Below are 17,563 nucleotides of genomic sequence, written 5' to 3' on the forward strand. Positions count from 1 at the left end.
GCCGTACTGGTTTAAAGTTAATCCACTATAATTTCAGACTTCTAAAAGTCTTTGGCTATTATATTTGACGCACAAATCCTGACTATCAGATTGAATAAATAAAAACCGGGCAGATATCCAAAAGACATCTACCCGGTTTTATTGCATCACTTAATAACGCAAATTACTACCCACGCCATCCATAATGCGAGGCGTTATGAAAATCAACAATTCGCGTCGTTCTTCTTTCTTGGCTCGTGATTTAAACAAGTTTCCTACTACAGGAATATCACCAAGCAATGGAACTTTATTGATGGTATCGCTATTGTCCTCTTCATAGATACCACCAACGATCAAAGTGCCACCATCTTCAACCATAGCCTGAGTATTCAAGTTCTTAGTCTGAATACACTTGGTTATCAAAGAATCTACAGTACAGTCGACCGGAGTATCTTTAGTGATCTTAACGGTCATAATAATTTGGCCATCTGGAGTTACATTAGGAGTAACTGTCAGACCCAAAACCGCTTTTTTGAATGAAACCGAAGTTGCACCACTTGAAGAAGCTTCTTGGTAAGGAATTTCGGTACCAGATTCAATCGTAGCTTCTCGACGATCCTGAGTCAGAACACGCGGATTAGAAATGGTTTTGCTCTTACCTGTTGCTTCAGACGCAGAGATTTCCAAACCTAATGCACCAGATGACAAGGCTCGTACTAAAGCGATACTGTTCGTTGCTGCTGTAGCAGGTAAACTTACGTTAGGCTGCAAAGACCACGTTGGATAAGCAGACTCTCCACGGAAAACTGAAGCGTTAGTATTGTGGTTATTCTGAGCACTTGACCAATCATTACCCCAAGAGTTTCTTCCTCTTGCACCAGCAGCACCAAACTTAACGCCCAAATCGCGTGAGAATCCATCTTTTGCTTCTACAATACGCGCTTCAACCATAACTTGGCGTGTAGGAACATCCAACTCATCAATCAATTTACGGAATTTCTCGATGACGTTCCGATTATCTGTAACAATCAAGGTATTCGTTGCGGGGTCAATCAAAGCACTGCCTCGGCCGCTCAACAAGGTATTGCGACCATTGGAATTGCTACTTCCATTATCTTCCAAACGAAGGATTTTGCGGAACTCCTCCACATTTTTATATTTCAATTGGAAGGTTTGCGAATACAAAGGACCAAGCTCTGCAATTTCTTTTTCTGCTTGCAAGAAGGCCTTATCCTTCGCCAACAATTCATCACGTGGAGCAATATTGATGATATTACCTTGACGACGCATATCCAAATTACGGGCTTGCATTACCAAGTCCAATGCCTGATCCCAAGGCACATCCTTGAGGGATAAAGTCATCTTACCATTTACCGTATCGCTAGCCACAATATTGACGCCGGACTCTTTTGCAAGAATCTGCAGAATAGTACGGACTTCAACATCTTGGAAATCTAGAGAAATTTTACGACCATTGAAAGATTTATTTGCATTACCACCATTCAAACCACGTGACTCCGTATCAGCGGCTTTAGGTAAAATCTCAAAAGTAAAATGCCCTGCTGCCGGCTTAGTACGAACTTCCCAGTTTGAACTATTTCGAATGATCAGCTGAGTATCATTACCGATTCGTTTTAAAGTTATATTTTTTACAGGTGTATTGAAATCACCTACATCCAAACTACGTTGTGCTTGTGTTGGTAACGGATAGTTTTTCAATGTAATGATGACACGATCACGCTGTTGTTTAATATCAGGCTGTCCAGTAAAAGCCGGAACGCTTAATTCAACAATACCTGAATTGCGCGAGCCTTTACGGAAGTCGATATTAGCGGAATTAGCGACTTGCTTTGCTTTTTCTGACGGAACAGAATCCTGCATAGAAGGCTTATTATTTGATACAGACATTGCAGAATTTCGGTCAGCTGACTCACTAACAAAAACCCAAACTTCATTACCATGAATTTCAGTATTATATTGGGCAGTTTTATTCAAACCCAACACAATACGGGAACGGTCATTATTTTGTGCCGCCGTAATCTGATTTAATAACGGATCGGCATACTCCAATACTGATTGAGGCAACCGAATAGTAGTGTTAGCAAAATCAAGTGCAATTCTAGCTGGAGCCGAAGTAACAAAACCGCTCGGACTGGTTACATCACGATCAAAACGGATTTTGATAATTTTTTGACTATCAGGAAGAGTAGATACATTAATATCAGTAATATTACCTGCAAAAGCAGTTTGCACAGCCATGGCTACGCCAATACTGGCAAAAAATTTTGTCATGTGCTTAGTTTTCATAAAGTGAGACCCCTTAATTAATTTGGAATTGCGGCAGATTCGCTTCGAGATTCAGCTGTCGAAGCACCACTTGAACCTTCATCTGACTGTGTACTTAACGGCAATTCAGCCTTTCGATATATCCAGTTACCAGAACTGTCTTCTATTAATTCAGTCAAAGTAATTTTATCCTCAGTAATCGTTTGGATTTTACCGTAATTTTGACCGATATAGTTGCCCGGCATAACGGTATAAACATGTCCATTTACATCGATAAAGCCAGATGTCTTGTTATTACCACGCAGAATACCGACATAACGCATATTTTCCAAACTAAATGCTTCCAATGTTTCTTTCTGACGATTCAAATTAGGAGCATTATTCCCCTTGGGTGCATTTTCCAAACGTCGATAGTCAAACGCATTCAACCCATTATATGCTGGAGGAGTATATGCAACTGGCGGAGTAATCGTCGGTGCTTGAAATGGAGTAACCTTAACTTTAGCTTCATCTTGCGTCTGTTTTATCCACATATTTAAATCATCATGAGTGGGGGAACATGCTGCTAAAGACAAAACACCTACGAGTAAGATAGTATTTTTCATGATTTCCCTAATAACTTTTATTTATTATCAACTTCAGCACCATTCTGCGCATCACTTCCGTTAGCCTGTGCCTCCTTCTGTTTGGCTGCAAGCTCGGCAGCAACTTCTTCTGCAGGACGAGCCTTATAAGTTGTTGCAGTGGCACTCAGTGTCAAAATATCACTTTTGCCCTCTTTACCACTTTTTCCGTCTGCTGCTTGGGAGAGCTTCAGAGATTCCAAAGTAATGATTCGCGACAAACCTCCGACATCACGAGCAAACTGGCTAATCTGATTATGCTTACCCGTAATGGAAATTTCATAGGGTAACTTTTGGATTGGACCATCATTAACCGGAGCTTGAGGCACAACACTATCCAAACGCAAACCATTAGCGGATCCAGCCTGATGCAATTCTTGGATTAAATTAGGAATTTCAGCATCTGTCGGCAGTTGTTTCAACAAAACATCAAAAGCTGAACGGATAGATGCCAATTCCTCCTGAAGGTTATGCAAATTAACAGCCTCAATACTTTTTTTCGTATATGTTTCCTTTAGTTCGGCTTCTTTAGCTTCCTGCGTAGAAAGTGTTTCGAGTTGCTCTTTGAAAATACCAACATATCCTATTGCCAAGACCCCCGCTATTGCCAACCCTGCGATAAATAACTTAGCAGGCATATTTAACAAATAGAGGTTTTGGATATCAATATTTCTTGCTTTACTTACAGACATTTATTTTACCTCTTGCTTCTGTTCGCCAGTTTCAGTCGTGTTCGCGGCTGGATTTTGTACGGGTACTGATGGATGACCTGAATTATTCAACAAAACCTTCAGAGTAAATTCTTGATAATTATCAATTTTCTTAATACTCAAAAGTTCTGGCTGAGCAAAAACCCCGGTACTTGGTAAAGAACGCATAAACATTGCGATCTTATTATCACTACTTGCTCGACCCGTAATTTTGTAAGATGTCGAACTTTCTGCTTCCAACGCTGTCAGATAAGAGTTATCGGGAGTAACTACATTTAAGCTGTCGATGATATAGGCAGCCTGTGAACGTTTTTCCTGTAACTCTTCTACTTTTTGTTTTTTTGATAGGAAATTTTCTTTTTCTTGCTGCAGTTTTAGAATTTCTCCCAAAGCTTTATCCAGCTTTTCAATTTCCTTCCCTAGAAGGGCATTACGGTCTTCCTGTCTGCTGATTGCATTATTAATTGTCAAATATGTCAACACAAGCAGACCTGCACCTATCAATAACGCCGAAAGCATTAATACTTTAAATTGTTGCTTTTTGCGCTGTTTGATTTCTTCCCTATAAGGAAGAAGGTTAATTTTAACAAATTCGATCATATTACAATCCCCTTAATGCTAATCCGAATGCTAATGTTAAAGACGGTGCATCAATTTGCAGCTGTGGCAAATCAATTTTATTGTTTCGTTCAGCATATAAAACCGGGTGAATACACTGTGTCGCAGTATTGGTTTGAGAAAAAATACTTTCCGCCAATCCGGCCTGTTGCGATGCAAACCCAGTTAATAAAATATGTTTAATGTTTGAGAAGGTCTCTGTTGTCTGCGTAGTGTAGTAAAACTGCAATACACGTTGGATTTCTTGCGCTACCTGAACGTTAAAGCGATCTGCGACTTGGGTCTGATAATCAGATGGTTTGCTGGATGAAGCTATCATCTGCGCCGCTTTTTCTTCTGTCACTTGATAAGTACGCTGAATCAGTTGATTCAACTGTTCCGTACTGACAGGGGTCTCTTGTTTATACAAAATCTGTCCGTTTTGCATCACCAATGCGTACATTTGGGTGGCATGAATGCCAAATACGGCAACTTTTTCATTAGTCAATTCAGGTGCATGATTATTAATCCAAAAAGCATAGGCATTTCTCTGAGCCAAAAGATCCAAATCTAAGGCAGACAGATCAAGCCCTGCATTTTCAAACATTTCAATAACAGGCTCAATATCGTCTTTTCTAGCTGCTACGGTTGTAATCTGCTGCCCCGCCGGGGAAACGGATACGCCGGTCACCTGATAGTCATAACTCATTTCATCAATAGGACCGATTGCTGAAATTTCAGATTCAGCGAACTCGTCCAAATCAAGTTCGGTATCGCGAGGGTTGTAAGTTATGTTCTCTATTGTTGCCAAGCTTTGTGGTACAGCTGCAACAAAGTTCTTACAAGAACTGCGCAATTGCGTATAAGTATGTTGCAAATAGGTGACAAGTTGGTCGTAATCTTGGATTTTGTTACCTTTTACAATATTTTTAGGTAATTTGGTAATAACGTATTTTTCTAGCTGAATTTGGTTTAAACTACGGCCTGTCAGCTGAACCATCTTAATGGCATGCTGGCTGATGTCGATGCCGATAGCGGCTCGGTTGCTTAACCCTCCGGAAGCTTTACTGGCCTTGCTGGTTTTGCTTTTAGGGCTTTTTGATAAGCTAATCATATAATTTCCCTGTATTGTTAGGAGTGAGTAACTGTTTCGATATCCGTAAAGGATTTCTTTTTCTTTGCACAGTAAATACTGTGTTTCACAGAAATCGGTTTCTATTTTACTTTATTTAATGCCAGTGATGGCAAAAATTATTACTTAGTCATGATTAAAAAGATTATAACGACCTGTCTTGGTTTGATATTAGGATTGGCACTCTTCGGTGTCGGCTTGCTCGCTATTGCGATTTTGGTCACATACCCCAAGTTGCCTGCTCTTGATTCTTTACAACACTACCAACCCAAAATGCCCCTCACAGTATATTCTGCCGACGGTCAGATTATTGGGGTTTACGGTGAACAGCGCCGGGAGTTTACAAAAATTGGAGATTTTCCAAAGGTTTTGAAAGACGCTGTTATTGCCGCAGAAGATAAACGTTTCTATGAGCACTGGGGCGTAGACGTAGTAGGCATTGCCCGTGCCGCTATCGGCAACGTAGTCGCCGGCGGTTTGCAATCAGGTGCCAGTACCATTACTCAACAGGTAGCAAAGAACTTCTACTTGAGTAACGAGCGTACATTTACCCGCAAATTCAATGAAGCCCTATTGGCCTATAAAATCGAGCAGACGCTTAGTAAGGATCAGATTTTAGAACTGTATTTCAACCAAATCTATTTGGGTCAACGGGCATACGGTTTTGCCTCTGCCGCTCAAATCTATTTCAACAAAAACGTGAAGGATTTGACTTTGGCTGAAGCATCCATGCTGGCAGGCCTACCTAAAGCGCCTTCAGCGTATAACCCCATCGTTAACCCCGAGCGCGCCAAACAGCGCCAAGCCTACATCCTGCGGAATATGCAGGAAGAAAATATGATTACTGCACAACAACGCGATCAAGCTTTGAAAGAAGAGCTGCATTATGAACGTTTTGTGCAAAACATCGACCAAAACGCTTTGTATGTTGCTGAAATGGCACGCCAAGAGTTGTATGAAAAATATGGCGAGGACGCATACACCCAAGGCTTTAAGGTCTACACAACCGTCAATACTGCCAACCAACGTGTTGCTACTGAAGCCCTTAGAAAAGCGTTGCGTAATTTCGACAGAGGCAGCAGTTATCGCGGCGCAGAGAACTACATCGACCTCAGCAAAACTGATGACGTAGAAGAAACGATCAGCCAATATCTTTCTACTTTATATACGGTTGACAAAATGGTTCCTGCCGTTGTCTTGGAAGCCTCTAAAAAAGGAGTTCTGATTCAACTGCCTAGCGGGAAAAGATTCAATCTGAACAGCTACGCACTCGGCTTTGCAGCCCGTGCAGTCAACAACGAAAAAATGGGAGACGACCGTATTCGTCGCGGTTCCGTCATCCGTGTCAAAGGCGGCGGCAACAATTGGTCTGTCGTTCAAGAACCTCTACTACAAGGCGCTCTGGTCTCATTAGATGCAAAAACAGGTGCTGTACGTGCATTGGTCGGCGGTTATGACTTCCACAGCAAGACATTTAACCGTGCCACCCAAGCCATGCGCCAACCAGGTTCTACCTTTAAGCCTTTCGTATACTCTGCGGCACTCGCCAAAGGCATGACAGCATCCACCATGATTAATGACGCACCACTCTCCCTGCCGGGTAAAGGTGCCAATGGTTCTGCTTGGAATCCTAAAAACTCAGACGGCCGTTATGCAGGCTATATCACCCTGCGCCAAGCATTGACCGCCTCTAAAAACATGGTTTCCATCCGAATCTTGATGTCCATCGGTATCGGATACGCGCAACAATACATCCAACGTTTCGGCTTCAAACCGTCCGAAATCCCTGCCAGCCTGTCTATGGCACTTGGTACCGGTGAAACAACACCATTGCGTGTCGCTGAAGCATATAGCGTCTTTGCCAATGGCGGTTACAAAATTTCCGCATACGTCATCGACAAGATTTATGACAGCGAAGGTCGTCTGAAAGCACAAATGCAACCTCTTGTTGCAGGCGAAAACGCTCCTCAAGCCATCGACCCGCGTAACGCATACATCATGTACAAAATCATGCAGGACGTTGTCCGTGTCGGTACTGCACGAGGCGCCTCCGCACTTGGCCGTTCCGATATCGCCGGTAAAACCGGTACGACGAACGACAATAAAGATGCATGGTTCGTCGGCTTCAACCCAAGTATTGTCACTGCCGTATACATCGGCTTCGACAAACCGCGCAGCATGGGCCGCGCAGGTTACGGCGGCACGATTGCCGTTCCAGTCTGGGTCGATTACATGCGCTTCGCGCTCAAAGGCGTAGAAAACAAAGGCATGAAAGCACCGGCAGGTATCGTGAACAGCGGCGGCGAATACTATATGAAAGAACGTATGACCACCAGCTCCGATATCACTCTGGACAATAGCGGTACCGTTCCACGCCCTGCACAACAACCTTCCCGACAACAACGCCCGGCAAATGCCAACACTGCCGCAACGCCTGATAGCGATCGGGATGGCGGAGACCGCGGTCGCGGTGATTTGCAAGAAACGCCGGTACAGCCAAGCAATGTTAACAATCGACAATTAGACTCGCTGTTCTAATTACACCGGTCAAAAGGTCGTCTGAAACCCGAATCAGGAATTTCAGACGACCTTTTTATATATAGCAGCACAATCTCAATTCATTGCCATGTGAACAAGATAGAAAAATTCACTTTAAACCGATACAGCATTGCCTCATCCGAGCCTAAAGCGGAGAGTTTCCCCAAATGCTAAAAAAACCAGTTTCATGTCATCTGCACTGCTCATCAAACTTATCCCCTACCCCTTGATTTCAAATTACCTCACCCCATCAATCAAACGAATTGTATAGTGGATTAACTTTAAACCAGTACGGCGTTACCTCTCCTTAGCTCAAAGAGAACGATTCTCTAAGGTGCTGAAGCACCAAGTGAATCGGTTCCGTACTATCTGTACTGTCTACGGCTTCGTCGCCTTGTCCTGATTTATGTTAATTCCACTATAAAAACAACAAGGTCGTCTGAAACATGATCCAACATTTTCAGACGACCTTTTCGGATTTATCTATTTTAAAGCAACATACACGGCAGTAAGACGATTTTGTTCCCTCACCCTGCAAGACAATAAACGGATTTGCGTCCCGTCAATGCAGATAATACTACGACCGATTACAATGACTCGGAATTTTCCGGATTTCCGATATTCAAGTTGTCCATTTCTTCTTGATGCGTAGCAAACCATGCTCCGACGACTTGGTTGACTTCTTCGATGCCTTGCTTTTTAAGGCTGGAAAACAGTTGTACGCTGATGCTTTGACGGGTCATATAGGGCTTAAGCGATTTTTTGACTGCGCCTAAAGTTTTGATTTGCTCGTTTTTCGACAGCTTGTCAGCTTTCGACAACAAAATATGCACAGGACGGCCGGTGATGTGGAAAAAGTCCAGCATCCTCAAATCCAGCTCTTTCAATGGGTGGCGCGCATCCATAATCAACACCAAGCCTATGAGCTGACGCCGTTGTTGGAGGTAGTCGCCCAAAAGTTTAACCCAATGCGTGCGGATGGCTTCGGGAACTTGCGCATAGCCGTAACCCGGCAAATCGACCATAAAGCTGCCGTTGCTCAATTCGAAGAAATTGATGTGTTGGGTCCGTCCCGGCGTTTTGGAAACGTAGGCGAGCCGGACATGGTTGGTCAGGGTATTGATCGCGCTGGATTTGCCTGCGTTACTGCGCCCGACAAATGCGATTTCTGCGGGGGTGTCGGGCAGGTCTTTGAGATGGTTGACGGTGGTGAAGAATTTGGCGTTCTGAAAGAGGTTCATCCGTATTTCCTTGTTCTCTGAGACGGAGTGGCGGAATTTGCCGTGTTCATGTTGCGAAACATGGTAGTAATTTAATGTAAATCTAGTATAGAATAGCACGTTTATAGAATTATCGGTTTTTATCGGGTAAAATTTATCCGGCGTTTTGAGTATAAAAAAGGCATTGTCGCGGTATGCAATGCTGTAATCAGGAGCACTCCATGAAACGATTGACTTTAGCGGCCTTGGTTTTGGCTGCCGGCGCGGCTGTCGCTGCCCCGAAAGCGGATATTGCAAAAGGCAAAGAAGTGGCTACTACCATTTGTGCGGCATGTCATGCGGCGGACGGCAACAGCGGCATCGCCATGTATCCAAAGCTCGCCGCGCAACACAGTGCCTATATCTACCGTCAAACCTTGGACATTAAAGAAGGCAAACGTACAAACGGTTCCGCCGCTGTGATGAAACCTATGGTGATGAACCTGTCCGAGCAAGACATCCTGAATGTATCCGCATTCTATGCCAAACAACAGGCCAAATCCGGCGAGGCAAACCCGAAACAAAATGATCCTGTTTTGGGCGGCAAAATCTACCGCGGCGGTTTGGTGGACAAAAAAGTTCCTGCCTGTATGTCCTGCCACGGACCCAGCGGCGCGGGTATTCCGGGCGGCGGTACCGAAATCGGCGCATATCCGCGCTTAGGCGGCCAACATATGTCTTATGTGGTCGATCAAATGAAGGCTTATAAATCCGGACAACGCAAAAACGCGATTATGGAAGATATTGCCAAACGCCTGACCGAAGAAGAGTTGAATGCGGTTTCCAACTTCATCCAAGGTCTGCATTGATTCCTATCAATCCGTCTGTTTGCGGATGATGTGAATATCAAGGTCGTCTGAAAACGCTTGCCCTTGGGCAGTTGTTTTCAGACGACCTTGTGCGATGGTATGCCGCCGCTTTTGAGGCAATAAGTATTTTCAAATGGCAGCCTTTGGCTTTTTGCCCCATCATGTCTATTTTTTGTGCCGTTCGATAATCGGGCCTCTTCCGAATCCCGACCATCCCCGTATTCTTTATCAAATCAAACCGCTATGAGCAAATCCCCTTCATCCGTCCCCCTTATCCGCAAACCTTGGTTCGCTTTTTTAAGCTCCATGCGTTTTGCCGTTGCCTTGCTCAGTCTTTTGGGCGTCGCTTCGGTTATCGGGACGGTGTTGCAGCAAAACCAGCCGCAGGTCAATTATGTTGTGAAATTCGGTCCATTTTGGTCGCAGATTTTCAACTTTTTAGGCTTGTACGATGTTTATGCGTCCGCTTGGTTTGTGGTCATCATGATGTTTTTGGTGATATCGACCAGCTTGTGCCTGATTCGCAATGTTCCGCCTTTTCTTCGCGAAATCAAATCGTTCCGCGAGAACGCCAAAGAAAAATCATTGGCGGCGATGCGCCATTCGACTGTGTTGGAAGGCAAGATGTCGTCTGAAATCGCCAGGCGTTATCTCGAAGTACAAGGCTTCAGCTGCAAAACCGTAACGCGCGAAGACGGATCGGTTTTGGTTGCCGCCAAAAAAGGGGCGATGAACAAGTGGGGGTATATCTTTGCCCATACCGCGCTGATTGTGATTTGCTTGGGCGGCTTGATAGACAGCAACCTCCTGCTGAAAATCGGTATGCTGACCGGACGCGTCGTACCGGACAATCATTCCGTCTATGCCAAAGACTTCAAACCGGAAAGCATTTTGGGTACGTCAAACCTGTCGTTCCGCGGCAATGTGAACATTACCGAAGAGCAAAGCGCGGACGTGGTCTTCCTCAATGCCGACAACGGGATGCTGGTTCAGGATTTGCCGTTTGAAGTGAAGCTGAAGAAATTCCACATCGACTTTTACAATACCGGGATGCCGCGTGATTTTGCCAGCGATTTGGAAATTACCGACAAGGAAAGCGGCAAAAAATCCGAACACACCATCCGCGTCAACCATCCGCTGACGCTGCACGGCATTACCATCTATCAAGCGAGCTTTGCCGACGGCGGATCCGATTTGAAGTTTAAAGCCTGGAATTTGGGCAACCCAAGCCGCGAGCCGGTAACGCTCAGGGCGACATCTATGCGCGATTTCCCGCTTGACATCGGCAATACGTCCTACAAACTGGAGTTTGACCAATTCACGTCTATGAACGTGGAAGACATGAGCAAGTCGTCTGAAAAAGAGCAAACCCTGCAATCAGCGATTAACGACGTGCGCGCCGTCTCTCAAGAAAACAAAAAATACACCAACATCGGCCCGTCCGTTGTTTACCGAATCCGCGACAAAGCGGGTCAGGCTGTCGAATATAAAAACTACATGCTGCCCGTTAAGCAGGAACAGGATTATTTCTTCATCACCGGTACGCGCACAGGTCTGGAACAGCAATACCGTTGGCTGCGCATTCCTGCCGATAAGACTTTCAAACCCGATACCTTCATGGCGATGCGCGAACTCTTGAAAGACGAAGCCGCACGCAAAGCCGTCATCCGCAACGCGACCTTGAACGCCCCCGACAACATCCGCGAGCAATTCACTCTTGCCGCCAAAAACACCTTGGGCATTTTTGCGAAAGGCGGCTATTTGGCGTTGGACGAATTTATCACCAAAAACATCCCCAAAGAGCAGCAGGAAAAAATGCAGGGATATTTTTACGAAATGCTGTTCGGCGTCATGAACGCCGTATTGGAAGAAACCATCCAAAAATACAAGCTGCCCGCATGGCCTCAAGACGAAGCGCGCAACCGCTTCCTGCTGCACAGCATGGACGCCTATACCGGTCTGACCGAATACCCTGCCCCCATGCTCCTGCAACTGGACGGCTTTGAAGAAGTCCGCTCCTCCGGCTTGCAAATGACCCGTTCGCCCGGTGCATTTTTAGTCTATTTAGGCTCTGTTTTGCTGGTTCTCGGCACGATATTTATGTTCTATATCCGCGAGAAACGCGCGTGGGTCCTGTTTTCAGACGACCACATCCGCTTTGCCATGTCTTCCAGCCGCAACGAGCGCGACCTGCAAAAAGAGTTTCCGCAACATACACAAAGCCTGCAACGACTGGCGAAAGATTTAAACCATGACGCATAACCATAACCCCCTACCCGAACACGAGCTGCTGACGCACAAATCGTTCCTCAAGTCCCTGAACACGGTTGACTGCTTATTCGCCCTCTTGACCGCAGCCTGCGCATTCTTCGCCCAAACCCGCATTCAGCACGCCATGGACATCTACGAAATGGTGATTTTGTGGGTAAGCGCGGGCATTACCGTCTTTTTAGGCTGGTTTTTCAAACCCATGCGCTGGTTTGCCCCCTTGTGTGCCGTCCTCGCATACGGCGCCGTCATGCTCTACGATGGCGAAATCACGCATTCCGACAGCTTCCTGCTCAAATACTTCCTCAGCAGCCAGTCCGCGATTATGTGGCAATGCGCCTTCGTTTTCTTCGCACTCTTCGCCTATATCACCGGCGCCGTGTTGGCACAACGCAAAAACGTCGCCACCAACACCCTGCTCGGCATGGGCTCCGTATTCGCCTGGGTGTCCGCCGTCGCAGGCTTTACCGGACTTTTAGTGCGCTGGCACGAAAGCTACCTCCTGCGCCCTGACGCAGGACACATCCCCGTTTCCAACCTCTACGAAGTCTTCATCCTCTTCCTCGTCATCACCGCCCTGATGTACCTCTACTACGAAGCACGTTTCGCCGTACAAAAACTCGGCGGCTTCGTCTTCAGCTTCATGGCGATCGTCGTCGGCTTCGTCCTTTGGTACAGCTTTTCCCGCGAAGCACACACCATCCAACCCCTGATTCCCGCCCTGCAATCATGGTGGATGAAAATCCACGTCCCCGCCAACTTCATCGGCTACGGCGCATTCTGTATCGCCGCCATGCTCGGCATCGCCGAACTTTGGGCATTGAGAAACGAAAACGCCGGCAAAAAATCATCGCTGCCGCCTTCGCAAGTCATCGAAGAAGTCATGTACAAAGCCATCGCCGTCGGCTTTTTGTTCTTCACCATCGCCACCATCCTCGGCGCACTGTGGGCAGCCGACGCATGGGGACGCTACTGGAGCTGGGACCCGAAAGAAACTTGGGCATTCATCGTCTGGCTCAACTACGCCGTCTGGCTGCACCTGCGCCTCGTCGCCGGCTGGCGCGGCAAAATCCTCGCATGGTGGGCAGTCATCGGACTGTTCGTTACCGCCTTCGCCTTCATCGGCGTCAACATGTTCCTGAGCGGCCTGCACTCTTACGGCACCTTGTAAGTGTCAAAACACAATAAAGAAAGGTCGTTTGAAAAGCTTTAGCGCAACCCGCAAAGCATTTTTCAGACGACCTTTCCACATTATCAGCCACAACACAATAAAATCACACAAAATACCTCCCAATATCCCTCCCTTTCCTATTGAAACACCCCTTCCGATACACCATAATTCCATCTATAAGGCGATCACGCAAAACGCGTGTACATTGCGTCGATTTACCCGTTTTATAGTGGATTAACTTTAAATCAGGACAAGGCGCCGAAGCCGCAGACAGTACAGATAGTACGGCACCGATTCACTTGGTGCTTCAGCACCTTAGAGAATCGTTTTCTTTAAGCTAAGGCGAGGTAACGCCGTACTGGTTTAAAGTTAATCCACTATAACCTCAACCCCCACATCAAAATAACAAAGGTCAACATCATGTGCCAACTGCTCGGCATGAACTGTAACACCCCCACAGACATCGTCTTTTCCTTTGAAGGCTTCCGCCGCCGCGGCGGCATTACCGACCACCATGCAGACGGTTTCGGCATCGGCTTTTTCGAAGGCAAAGGCGTACGCCTGTTCCACGACGACAAACCCAGCGCCGCCTCGCCCGTCGCCGACCTCGTTCGCGCCTACCAAATCAAATCCGAAAACGTCATCGCCCACATCCGCAAAGCCTCGCAAGGACAAACCTCGCTGGCCAACACCCACCCCTTCATGCGCGAAATGTGGGGCGAATACTGGCTGTTTGCACACAACGGACATTTAATCGATTTCTACCCCGAACAAGGCGAGTATTACCATGCCGTCGGCACCACCGACTCCGAACGCGCCTTCTGCCACATCCTCAACCGCCTGCGCAGCCGCTTCGCCAGCAAGCCCGACCCGGACACCCTATTCGACGCCCTCGCCGCGCTGACCCACGAAATCCGCCGCTTCGGATTGTTCAACTTCGTTATGTCCAACGGCGACAACCTGTTTGCCCACGCCAGCACGCTTTTGCACTACATCGTACGCAAAGCCCCGTTCGGCAAAGCACGGCTTTTGGACGACGACGTCATGGTCGATTTTTCCGAAGTCACCACCCCAAACGACAAAGTCGCCGTCATTGCCACCTTACCGCTGACCCGAGACGAAACCTGGTCGCAACTGGCAGTGGACGAACTGGTCATGTTCCGACAAGGCGACATTGCCCGCAGCGACCGTCCTGAACAACCCGTTTACATGAGCGTAGAAGAAGGCTTGGCAATCGCCCGCGCCGTCGGCGTATCCGTTTAAAACAAAGAGGTCGTCTGAAAACAGAAAACGGCTTTCAGACGACCCCTTCAACCCACAATAAACCCACCGACTATACGGGAATAGCTCAATCGGCTACAATTCCGTTTCACAAACAAATAAATTCAAAAACTTATGAAATGTCCGTTTTGTCAGCATCCCAATACTCAAGTCACTGATTCGCGGCTCTTGGAAGAGACGAACAGTATCCGCCGCCGCCGCCGTTGCGTGGAGTGCGGGCAGCGGTTCAGTACGTTTGAAACGGTCGAAATGCGGATGCCGCAGGTGATTAAATCCAACGGTACGCGCGTGGCGTTTAATCCGCACAAGCTGAGAACCAGTTTGGAACGGGCTTTGCACAAACGCCCGATTGCCCAGGAAAAAATCGATGAAACGGTCGCGCTGATTGAGCAGCGTCTGTATCAGTCGGGCAACAAGGAAGTGCCGTCGCGCATGGTGGGGGAAATGGCGATGGAGGAATTGGCAAAAATCGATCAGGTCGCCTATGTCCGTTTTGCGTCCGTGTATAAAAGTTTCAACGACGTGTCCGAGTTTACTCAGGCAATCGCCACGCTGGTGCAGACTGACGGGAAATAGGTCGTCTGAAAGCGGTGTGTTGATGATGAAGAGGATGTTTATGAAAAGAGTTTTATCCGTAGCCGCCGCACTATTCTGCCTTGCCGCCTGCAGCCCCGAACAGGGCGATGCGGTGTCGAAAGCCGCCTCCGATACGGTTCAAACGCTGACGAGCATGGACGGCAAAATTTCCATCTCTGTTCACAACAGCCACTTCACCGACATCATCGCCGATTCCGCCCGCCATCCGAAAAACGTTCCCGCCTCCAACCTGATTCTGCTCCAACACGACCCTGAAGCGCGCATTACCATTTATGCGGCGAACAACGGCCCGGCGCAAACGGATGCCAAAACCTATTTCGCCGAACTCAAAACCGCCCTGCAATCGGACGAGACTCAAAATGTCCGCGTCGGCATCGCCACCGACAACCGCATGAATTACCAAACCGATCGCGAAGACCGGCAAGGTACGTTCAACCAATACTGCATCGCCATTCACGAAGCCAATATCTATACCGTTTGCGCGTATAGCCATCACGCAAGTCAGAAGGAATTGTCGGAAGTATTGAAAGAATTGAGCTTGTCGCGTTAATGCTTTGACGAACGGAATACGGCGAAAGAAAAGGTCGTCTGAAAACGGAAAACTTTAAGAAATCCACATTATGTTTGATTGTATTGATACCCAAATGATGCAAAACGCCCTTGCCCTTGCGCGGCTCGGGCGTTTTTCCACTTCCCCCAACCCGCGCGTCGGCTGCGTGATTGCACACGGCAACCAAATCGTCGGACAGGGATTTCATGTCAAAGCAGGCGAACCGCACGCCGAAGTGCATGCACTGCGGCAGGCGGGCGAAATGGCGCGCAGGGCGACGGCTTATGTGACGCTCGAACCGTGTAGCCATTACGGCCGTACGCCACCCTGCGCCGAAGCCCTGATCGACTCGGGCGTGTCGCGAGTGGTCGCTGCCATGACCGACCCCAATCCTTTGGTGGCAGGCAAAGGTTTGGCAATGCTCGAAGCCGCAGGCATCCGCACCGAAAGCGGTTTGCTGGAAACCGAAGCGCGCGAACTCAACCGCGGTTTCCTCTCCCGTATCGAACGCGGCCGCCCGTTCGTCCGCATCAAATGCGCCGCCAGCCTGGACGGCAAAACCGCGCTCGCCGACGGACGCAGCTACTGGATTACCGGTGAAGCCGCAAGGGCGGACGTACAAACCTTACGCGCGGAAAGCTGCGCCGTCCTTACCGGCATCGGCACGGTGCTTGCCGACAACCCGCGCCTCAACGTCCGCGCCTTCCCGACCCTGCGCCAACCTGCGCGTATAGTGTTGGACAGCAAACTGCAAACGCCGTTGGGCAGCCACATGGTTTCAGACGACCTCAGCCCCACCGTCATCGTAACCGCCGTCGATGATGAAGAACGCCTCAAACCATACCGCGCGTTCAATCATATCCGCATCTTGAGGTCGTCTGAAAACGCCGCCGGACGTATAGACCTTGCCGCACTGCTGCCCCAATTGGCAGAACTGGGCTACGGCGAGATTATGGTCGAAGCGGGCGCGACGCTGACCTCTGCCTTTATCGAAGCAGGCTTGGCAGACGAAATCGTGTTGTACCAAGCGCCGAAAATCTTAGGCGAAGGCAGAAGCCTGCTTACCCTCCCTGCTAACCCCGCCGTTTTGACTTCGGAAGGCGAGTGGGAAAGTCGTTCGGTAGAGCTGATCGGGCAGGACGTAAAATGGGTTTTGCGTAAAAAATAGGCTGCCTTGTAAACCAGAAAGGTCGTCTGAAAACTGATTTTGGGTTTTCAGACGACCTTTTTGTCAGAAGCAACGGTGTTTTATAGTGGATTAAAATAAAAATGAGACAAGGCGGCAACGCCCGCCGTGTACGGGGAGTACATAAGGGCGTTGGCAACGCCGTATCATTGCAATTTTAATCCACTATACTGCATCGCCTGATTTGCTTGACAGAGTTACAAATACCGCTTCAACATATACTGAAGTAATATTAATTTTAGGTTAAATTACGCAAATATATTAATACTAATTTTTATTAATTATTTGTATTTCCGATATTATATTTAGTCACTAACGGTATAGTCATTGCTAAAAATAATACAATTCAAAATCTTACCGCCCAGCTTGATTATAATATTTGCATAAACATTTCCCAACACTCCATTATCGTCGGGCAATGCTGCATTTGCACATGCAAAACTTTTACGTCCAAAACCAATCTTAGGGAAAGATTTATTTTCGACACCGACAAAACGGATTCCGACCCTGCTGTTTTTATGACTGCCGGCCGGGGTTCTGCTGCGGCATTTTGCACTGTGCGGCACGCCCTTTTCCA

General features: G+C 47.5%; 15 protein-coding genes. 8 read left to right on the plus strand and 7 right to left on the minus strand.

The features are described from left to right. Nucleotides 1–150 precede the first annotated feature (150 nt). The 5 genes from HMPREF3277_RS09355 to pilM are packed head-to-tail and all read right to left on the minus strand — an operon-like array spanning nucleotide 151 to nucleotide 5,309. On the minus strand, nucleotides 151–2,286 hold the full coding sequence (locus HMPREF3277_RS09355) for a type IV pilus secretin PilQ (RefSeq protein WP_036492220.1): 2,136 nt from the start codon (nucleotides 2,284–2,286) through the stop codon (nucleotides 151–153). A gap of 17 nt (nucleotides 2,287–2,303) precedes the next feature. Continuing rightward, nucleotides 2,304–2,870, minus strand: coding sequence for a pilus assembly protein PilP (locus tag HMPREF3277_RS09360; protein ID WP_003765902.1), 567 nt, complete (start codon nucleotides 2,868–2,870; stop codon nucleotides 2,304–2,306). 17 nt (nucleotides 2,871–2,887) lie between these two features. Continuing rightward, nucleotides 2,888–3,580, minus strand: coding sequence for a type IV pilus inner membrane component PilO (gene pilO, locus HMPREF3277_RS09365; protein WP_070870951.1), 693 nt, complete (start codon nucleotides 3,578–3,580; stop codon nucleotides 2,888–2,890). Further along, nucleotides 3,581–4,198 carry a PilN domain-containing protein gene (locus HMPREF3277_RS09370; RefSeq protein ID WP_003759517.1) on the minus strand — a complete coding sequence of 206 codons (618 nt, stop codon included), beginning with the start codon at nucleotides 4,196–4,198 and terminating at the stop codon, nucleotides 3,581–3,583. A 1-nt stretch (nucleotide 4,199) separates the two neighbouring features. Then, on the minus strand, nucleotides 4,200–5,309 hold the full coding sequence (gene pilM / locus HMPREF3277_RS09375; protein WP_003776205.1) for a type IV pilus assembly protein PilM: 1,110 nt from the start codon (nucleotides 5,307–5,309) through the stop codon (nucleotides 4,200–4,202). 150 nt (nucleotides 5,310–5,459) lie between these two features. On the opposite strand from pilM, the gene HMPREF3277_RS09380 reads away from it, so the two are divergent. Continuing rightward, a complete protein-coding gene (locus tag HMPREF3277_RS09380) occupies nucleotides 5,460–7,865 on the plus strand; it encodes a penicillin-binding protein 1A (RefSeq protein WP_003776203.1) in 2,406 nt (801 codons plus the stop codon). A gap of 587 nt (nucleotides 7,866–8,452) precedes the next feature. Here HMPREF3277_RS09380 and yihA read toward each other — a convergent pair. Further along, complete coding sequence (yihA, locus tag HMPREF3277_RS09385) at nucleotides 8,453–9,106, minus strand: ribosome biogenesis GTP-binding protein YihA/YsxC (protein WP_070870952.1); 654 nt, start codon at nucleotides 9,104–9,106, stop codon at nucleotides 8,453–8,455. A gap of 200 nt (nucleotides 9,107–9,306) precedes the next feature. Here yihA and HMPREF3277_RS09390 point away from each other — a divergent pair, with 200 nt between their 5' ends. The 7 genes from HMPREF3277_RS09390 to ribD all read left to right on the plus strand — a co-directional run bounded on the left by HMPREF3277_RS09390 (nucleotide 9,307) and on the right by ribD (nucleotide 16,968). Then, the gene (locus tag HMPREF3277_RS09390) at nucleotides 9,307–9,933 is read left to right on the plus strand and encodes a c-type cytochrome (RefSeq protein WP_003759506.1); all 627 of its coding nucleotides are present in this window, start codon (nucleotides 9,307–9,309) and stop codon (nucleotides 9,931–9,933) included. A 306-nt stretch (nucleotides 9,934–10,239) separates the two neighbouring features. After that, entirely contained in the window at nucleotides 10,240–12,195 is a 1,956-nt protein-coding gene (locus HMPREF3277_RS09395) for a cytochrome c biogenesis protein ResB (protein ID WP_070870991.1), read from the plus strand. Then, nucleotides 12,185–13,372 carry a c-type cytochrome biogenesis protein CcsB gene (gene ccsB, locus HMPREF3277_RS09400; RefSeq protein WP_070870953.1) on the plus strand — a complete coding sequence of 396 codons (1,188 nt, stop codon included), beginning with the start codon at nucleotides 12,185–12,187 and terminating at the stop codon, nucleotides 13,370–13,372. The genes HMPREF3277_RS09395 and ccsB overlap by 11 nt, the downstream gene beginning before the upstream one ends. A 420-nt stretch (nucleotides 13,373–13,792) precedes the next feature. Continuing rightward, nucleotides 13,793–14,635, plus strand: coding sequence for a class II glutamine amidotransferase (locus tag HMPREF3277_RS09405; RefSeq protein WP_070775009.1), 843 nt, complete (start codon nucleotides 13,793–13,795; stop codon nucleotides 14,633–14,635). Nucleotides 14,636–14,767: 132 nt separating this feature from the next. Beyond that, entirely contained in the window at nucleotides 14,768–15,229 is a 462-nt protein-coding gene (gene nrdR / locus HMPREF3277_RS09410) for a transcriptional regulator NrdR (protein ID WP_003776195.1), read from the plus strand. A 40-nt stretch (nucleotides 15,230–15,269) separates the two neighbouring features. Beyond that, nucleotides 15,270–15,800 carry a hypothetical protein gene (locus tag HMPREF3277_RS09415; protein WP_234396105.1) on the plus strand — a complete coding sequence of 177 codons (531 nt, stop codon included), beginning with the start codon at nucleotides 15,270–15,272 and terminating at the stop codon, nucleotides 15,798–15,800. A gap of 70 nt (nucleotides 15,801–15,870) precedes the next feature. After that, nucleotides 15,871–16,968, plus strand: coding sequence for a bifunctional diaminohydroxyphosphoribosylaminopyrimidine deaminase/5-amino-6-(5-phosphoribosylamino)uracil reductase RibD (gene ribD / locus HMPREF3277_RS09420; RefSeq protein ID WP_070870954.1), 1,098 nt, complete (start codon nucleotides 15,871–15,873; stop codon nucleotides 16,966–16,968). Between the two features lie 323 nt (nucleotides 16,969–17,291). On the opposite strand, the gene HMPREF3277_RS09425 is transcribed toward ribD, so the two are convergent. After that, nucleotides 17,292–17,552, minus strand: a complete 261-nt coding sequence (locus tag HMPREF3277_RS09425; RefSeq protein WP_246830394.1) for a hypothetical protein — start codon at nucleotides 17,550–17,552, stop codon at nucleotides 17,292–17,294. Nucleotides 17,553–17,563 lie beyond the last annotated feature (11 nt).

The organism is Neisseria sp. HMSC70E02 (assembly GCF_001838645.1).
GTDB classification, from domain to species: Bacteria; Pseudomonadota; Gammaproteobacteria; order Burkholderiales; family Neisseriaceae; genus Neisseria; species Neisseria macacae.

What these genes read in the sequence shown, in the direction of transcription:
- HMPREF3277_RS09355 (WP_036492220.1), bottom strand. Translation starts at nt 2,286, where the DNA reads ATGAAAACTAAGCACATGACAAAATTTTTTGCCAGTATTGGCGTAGCC.
- HMPREF3277_RS09360 (WP_003765902.1), bottom strand. Translation starts at nt 2,870, where the DNA reads ATGAAAAATACTATCTTACTCGTAGGTGTTTTGTCTTTAGCAGCATGT.
- pilO (WP_070870951.1), bottom strand. Translation starts at nt 3,580, where the DNA reads ATGTCTGTAAGTAAAGCAAGAAATATTGATATCCAAAACCTCTATTTG.
- HMPREF3277_RS09370 (WP_003759517.1), bottom strand. Translation starts at nt 4,198, where the DNA reads ATGATCGAATTTGTTAAAATTAACCTTCTTCCTTATAGGGAAGAAATC.
- pilM (WP_003776205.1), bottom strand. Translation starts at nt 5,309, where the DNA reads ATGATTAGCTTATCAAAAAGCCCTAAAAGCAAAACCAGCAAGGCCAGT.
- HMPREF3277_RS09380 (WP_003776203.1), top strand. Translation starts at nt 5,460, where the DNA reads ATGATTAAAAAGATTATAACGACCTGTCTTGGTTTGATATTAGGATTG.
- yihA (WP_070870952.1), bottom strand. Translation starts at nt 9,106, where the DNA reads ATGAACCTCTTTCAGAACGCCAAATTCTTCACCACCGTCAACCATCTC.
- HMPREF3277_RS09390 (WP_003759506.1), top strand. Translation starts at nt 9,307, where the DNA reads ATGAAACGATTGACTTTAGCGGCCTTGGTTTTGGCTGCCGGCGCGGCT.
- HMPREF3277_RS09395 (WP_070870991.1), top strand. Translation starts at nt 10,240, where the DNA reads ATGCGTTTTGCCGTTGCCTTGCTCAGTCTTTTGGGCGTCGCTTCGGTT.
- ccsB (WP_070870953.1), top strand. Translation starts at nt 12,185, where the DNA reads ATGACGCATAACCATAACCCCCTACCCGAACACGAGCTGCTGACGCAC.
- HMPREF3277_RS09405 (WP_070775009.1), top strand. Translation starts at nt 13,793, where the DNA reads ATGTGCCAACTGCTCGGCATGAACTGTAACACCCCCACAGACATCGTC.
- nrdR (WP_003776195.1), top strand. Translation starts at nt 14,768, where the DNA reads ATGAAATGTCCGTTTTGTCAGCATCCCAATACTCAAGTCACTGATTCG.
- HMPREF3277_RS09415 (WP_234396105.1), top strand. Translation starts at nt 15,270, where the DNA reads ATGAAAAGAGTTTTATCCGTAGCCGCCGCACTATTCTGCCTTGCCGCC.
- ribD (WP_070870954.1), top strand. Translation starts at nt 15,871, where the DNA reads ATGTTTGATTGTATTGATACCCAAATGATGCAAAACGCCCTTGCCCTT.